General features: G+C 37.7%; 6 protein-coding genes. 4 read left to right on the forward strand and 2 right to left on the reverse strand.

Going from position 1 to position 4,942, the window contains the following annotated elements:
* The 4 genes from AC52RT_RS04945 to AC52RT_RS04960 all read left to right on the forward strand — a co-directional run.
* Positions 1–165, forward strand: a 165-nt coding sequence (locus AC52RT_RS04945; RefSeq protein ID WP_495539726.1) for an RNA polymerase sigma factor, incomplete at its 5' end; no start/stop codon positions are given.
* Complete coding sequence (locus AC52RT_RS04950) at positions 158–793, forward strand: hypothetical protein (RefSeq protein ID WP_495539721.1); 636 nt, start codon at positions 158–160, stop codon at positions 791–793. The genes AC52RT_RS04945 and AC52RT_RS04950, both read left to right, overlap by 8 nt.
* Before the next feature lie 24 nt (positions 794–817).
* Complete coding sequence (locus tag AC52RT_RS04955; RefSeq protein ID WP_495539722.1) at positions 818–1,150, forward strand: anti sigma factor C-terminal domain-containing protein; 333 nt, start codon at positions 818–820, stop codon at positions 1,148–1,150.
* Between the two features lie 241 nt (positions 1,151–1,391).
* Complete coding sequence (locus AC52RT_RS04960) at positions 1,392–2,765, forward strand: amino acid permease (RefSeq protein WP_495539723.1); 1,374 nt, start codon at positions 1,392–1,394, stop codon at positions 2,763–2,765.
* Positions 2,766–2,814: 49 nt separating this feature from the next.
* Here the strand turns inward: AC52RT_RS04960 and AC52RT_RS04965 are convergent, their stop codons facing one another.
* The gene (locus tag AC52RT_RS04965; protein ID WP_495539724.1) at positions 2,815–4,257 is read right to left on the reverse strand and encodes a sodium:solute symporter family protein; all 1,443 of its coding nucleotides are present in this window, start codon (positions 4,255–4,257) and stop codon (positions 2,815–2,817) included.
* The gene (locus tag AC52RT_RS04970) at positions 4,254–4,454 is read right to left on the reverse strand and encodes a DUF3311 domain-containing protein (protein ID WP_495539725.1); all 201 of its coding nucleotides are present in this window, start codon (positions 4,452–4,454) and stop codon (positions 4,254–4,256) included. The genes AC52RT_RS04965 and AC52RT_RS04970 overlap by 4 nt, the downstream gene beginning before the upstream one ends.
* Positions 4,455–4,942 lie beyond the last annotated feature (488 nt).

A 4,942-nucleotide genomic window follows, 5' to 3' on the forward strand; every position in this document is an offset into this window, starting at 1 on the left:
TTAAAACCACATTTTCAAGAGCTTTTACTATTAAAATATCATTCAGGTTTATCGTATGAAGATATTTATAAAATATTGGAAGTAAAGGTAAGTTCTATTAAGACGAATTTATTCAGAGCAAGAAAACAACTAGCAAAGGTGTATAAGGAGGCAAACTATGAGTGATGAACCAAAGGTAACAAAACCAGCTGAAATTGATTTTTTCACTAATACATCTTTACAAAAGTCTATCAAAAAAACGAAAAAGAAGCAGATTATTAAGTATATCTTCATATCGGTTGTTTCTACAACCATCTTGCTGATGGTTGTATTATTAGGAAGTCAATACATACTGAGTAATAAGATTGCAGACCAAGATTCTATTTACTATCAGATTCACGGAGCAAATATATCGTATGAGAGTACTAATTATAGCCATAATCTTTTTAGCGTTATAGCAGAGACAACATACAAAAAAAACCTTGGAGATCGTTCAATTATTTGGAATAAAACTACAGAAAAAATTCCTGTATTCGGAAGGAAAGATATGATTGAAAATAGCAGTGGAAAGATAGAAATTAATCATTATAACGAAAAAGCACAACGAACTGTCCGTTATAACAACTTTAATAATGAAAGGAAAATCGATTTTTATTATCCGAAGTTGACCTATGATTATTTACCAGATGAACTTAATATTGCTGTTGGTTTGGATAAGAATCAATTAATTGAAATTGCCCTTTCCTTTAAGGTGCCACTTAGTGCAGCAGAGCTACATGAACGGTTAGGGCATGAAAATGTCAATTGGTTATGAGCCGATACAACGACATCAGCTCAAATGGCTAAGATGGAAAAGGAGAACAATGGTGATAGTGTGAAAACGAAGGGTGGCGGCGGTGCTTTAGGATTTAAAGTGAGACAAGAAGCTCCTTATTCCGAGGCTTATAGCCAAGAGTTCATCAAAATGTTGGAGGAAATGAGTGTAACCGGCCGTCATAAAAATACTATTAAAAATGCTCTGAAAGGAATTGAAGAAAACACTCAAACTTCAAATGGGAAGATTCGTTTTAACGGAGCCGTGGTTACTGGAACTCCAGAAGAACTTAAACGCTTCCAAGATCATGATTTTATTCGTGCCTCTGTACTTGGTGCTACGATTGATCAATATTAAATTAATGTTACAGAAATTAGAGAATACAGACAGCTGTATTCTCTAATTGTTGTTTTTCCTAAAAATACATTTGTGTTTTTGTAGAATATTTATTATTATAAGATAAGAAATTAAAAAAGAACGACTAATAAGGGACAGTTTGCTAAATATAAGGGTATAGAGAATTTATACGAAAATAAAAAACTATTAGTATAGTGTGTCTTTGCTAAATCTAGTTACCATTCATCTGGAGGAATTCATCATGTCAAACAAGGAACTAAAGAGAGGCCTAGAGGCACGTCATATTCAAATGATTGCTTTGGGTGGAACCATTGGTGTTGGGTTATTTATGGGCTCAGCCAGTACGATTGCATGGACAGGGCCATCTGTTATGCTAGCTTATGCAATTGCAGGAATTTTTATCTTTTTCATCATGCGTTCGATGGGGGAAATGCTGTATTTAGAGCCTACTACTGGTTCATATGCAACGTTTGCAAGTAACTATATTCATCCGTTAGCAGGTTATCTGACTGCCTGGAGTAATTGGTTCCAATGGGTAATTGTCGGTATGTCAGAAATTATTGCGGTTGGATTGTATATGCAGTATTGGTTCCCAGACTTACCAGCATGGATTCCAGGTGTCATTGCCATGGTTATGCTAGGGGCTGCAAATCTAATATCAGTAAAATCTTTTGGCGAATTTGAATTTTGGTTTGCCCTTATAAAAATTATCACGATTATCTTAATGATTATTGCCGGTCTCGGACTCATTTTCTTCGGTTTAGGAAATGGCGGGAATGCAATCGGCTTATCAAATCTTTGGTCTAATGGTGGTTTCTTCACAGGAGGATGGAAAGGTTTCTTTTTTGCCCTTTCTCTTGTTGTAGCAGCTTATCAAGGCGTTGAACTAATTGGTATCACTGCTGGAGAAGCAAAAGATCCTCAGAATACTATTACAAAAGCGATAAAAACCATTATTTGGCGGATACTAATTTTTTATATTGGTGCTATTTTTGTCATTGTTACCGTCTTTCCTTGGGATCAGCTAGATCAAGTAGGCAGCCCATTTGTCTCGACGTTTGCTAAAGTCGGAATCACAGCAGCAGCGGGTATTATTAACTTTGTAGTGATTACAGCAGCGATGTCTGGATGTAATAGTGGAATTTTCAGTTCAGGACGGATGCTGTATACATTGGCACGGAACGGGCAAGCTCCAAAAATATTTGCAAAGGTATCTAAAAATGGCGTACCTGCTTATTGTACAATTGCCGTCCTTTTAGGGTTAGCTGTTGGTGTTGTCTTGAACTATCTTGCACCCCCAGAAATCTTTGTATATGTATACAGTGCCAGCGTATTACCTGGAATGATTCCATGGTTTGCTATTTTGATCAGCTCGCTGAGATTTAGGAAAGAACGAGCAGCAGAAATGAAAGATCATCCTTTCAAAATGCCATTTGCACCATATACAAACTATGCCACGATTGCTTTCTTGTTATTGGTTTTGGTTGGCATGTGGTTTAATCCTAGTACACGTATTTCGCTTATTGTCGGAATTATATTCTTAGTTCTGGTAACAGCAAGCTTTTACATTTTGAAAATGGGAAAACGAGTACCGCTAGACTCTCATGAGGGTTAATTTAGGTCGAAAAAGAGGCTGTCCAAACTAGGACAGCCTCTTTTTCGACCTATTTCTTCTTCATAATAAGACTTACGGTAATCATCACAATGAAATTAACTAACAAGGCAATAATTCCAACATTTAAATCTTTTGCGGCCTGTGGCAAAAATGGAAACAACGTACCGATTGTGGATTGACTAATTGTAATATAGGTTACAATCGATAATCCAGAGATGATGCCGGTAATGGCACCATATTTAGTAACGATGTTGTTTTGTTTCAGACTAAAAAGAAGAGACGGGAAAAGTTGCGTGATAAAGCTATATCCCATTAGAATTAAAGCAGACATAGTTTCGCCGCCGTTTAAGGTAAAGTATACAGATATTAAAGCAATGACAGGCACGAGGCATTTAGCTAACCGCATTACGTTCTTGTCTGATGCTCCGGGAAGCAGCTCCTTATACACATTTTTCGCGAGCAGGGTAGAAACACTCATTAAAAGCATCGAGCCTGGTACTAAAGCAGTCAGCATCCCAGCGGCGCCAATTATTCCTATGAACCATGGATCAAAGGTTTGTATGGTTAAACGTAATAAGGAAAGGTCTGCATCGGCTCCTTGTAATCCAGGTACCTTTAATATGGCTGCAAATCCTACAAAGAAGACAAATAACAGCATGAGTGTATATAAAGGACTAATAATGGCATTTTTACGAAATGTTTTTCCGCTCCGTGCTGTATAGACCGCACTGAAAACTTGAGGCCACATGTAAAAACCAAAGACGAGCAAAATAACGGTAGAGATGAACCACGAAACACTAAGGCCCTGGTCGGGAAGCTTTAAAAAACCGGGTTTGGCTGAATTAATGGCTTCGAACATAGGCTGAAGACCACCAAAATAATGAATGGGAAGATAAATGCCTAAGAAGGCAATAATGACAATCATCATGATATCTTTAATGACAGCTGTCCAAGCGGAGCCGTGAATTCCAGAAATCATTACATAAATAGTCAGGCTGATGGCTCCAAGCCAAACAGCAGTAGTCATTGATATAGCTCCATATGAAGCTTCTGAAACAATAATTCCTAACCCTTTTAGCTGCACGACAATGACAGGAATCATGGATACCACACCGACAAGTGCGGCCAATATTCCTAAGGAGGAACTCTTATATTTGCTTACAAAGAAATCTGATTGTGACATTAATCGATTTTCTTTTGCGTATTTCCAAATCTCTGGGAGTAACCAATAAGATAGTACATAAGATAAGGTAATATAGATTAGGACGTATAAAGCAGGTGCACCCTTACTGTAAGCCCAGCCGCTGCCTCCAAGAAAAGAGAAAGTGGTATAAATCTCACCAGCCATCAATAAAAAGACGAAGATGGTACCAAATCCCCGACCGCCGACTGTCCATTGTTCCAAGTTCATATCTTTTCCTTTTGTAGAACGAATACCTAGAAAAATGGATAAAATTAGAAATCCTAGAATAATGATAAGAGCGATATTCATTCTTCTTCACCTTCTCGATTTCTTGGATCAAGCTTATACATGACAGCTAAAACGGCGGACGTTAGAACGACCCACATTGCCATCCAGAACATATAAAAAGGCATCCCTAATACATAGGGTTCAATACGATTAACAAAAGGAAGAAACCCTAATATTCCGATAAAAGGAACTAAAGTAAGAACATATAAAACCTTCATTTTAAAAACCCCTTTGTCTTAAATATACACAGTTTCTAGTAAAGTAATGTACCGATAATATATAGTAGCTTTCGTGATTTGTATAGAAAAATTTTTATTTCAAAAAAATAAGGTACCCCAAAACATGGGGTACCCGCAGACTGTAGACAAACTCGATGAAAATCGAGTCTTGTCTAAAGTTTTCTTTTTTATCTTCTAAAATGGGGTGTTGATTTCCATTCCAGGCGTTTCGCTTTCCGCGGGCAGGCGGTGAGCCTCCTCATCGCATACGCTCCTGCGGGGTCTCACCTGTCCTGCTATTCCCGCAGGAGTCTTCACGCCAACACTTCCATCAACTGCCTTTCTAAATGCAATCTAAAAAAATCAAATCCGTTCTATTTTAAAATAAACTTGATAAGGATCCTTTCGAAAACCCATTTAATGCAACGTGGTCAGCTTGAAATGGTCGCATTAGACCAGCTTGTTCCCGAGTACCATTTGGTCCGCAA

Source organism: Peribacillus sp. (assembly GCF_059453735.1).

What these genes read in the sequence shown, in the direction of transcription:
- AC52RT_RS04950 (WP_495539721.1), top strand. Translation starts at nt 158, where the DNA reads ATGAGTGATGAACCAAAGGTAACAAAACCAGCTGAAATTGATTTTTTC.
- AC52RT_RS04955 (WP_495539722.1), top strand. Translation starts at nt 818, where the DNA reads ATGGCTAAGATGGAAAAGGAGAACAATGGTGATAGTGTGAAAACGAAG.
- AC52RT_RS04960 (WP_495539723.1), top strand. Translation starts at nt 1,392, where the DNA reads ATGTCAAACAAGGAACTAAAGAGAGGCCTAGAGGCACGTCATATTCAA.
- AC52RT_RS04965 (WP_495539724.1), bottom strand. Translation starts at nt 4,257, where the DNA reads ATGAATATCGCTCTTATCATTATTCTAGGATTTCTAATTTTATCCATT.
- AC52RT_RS04970 (WP_495539725.1), bottom strand. Translation starts at nt 4,454, where the DNA reads ATGAAGGTTTTATATGTTCTTACTTTAGTTCCTTTTATCGGAATATTA.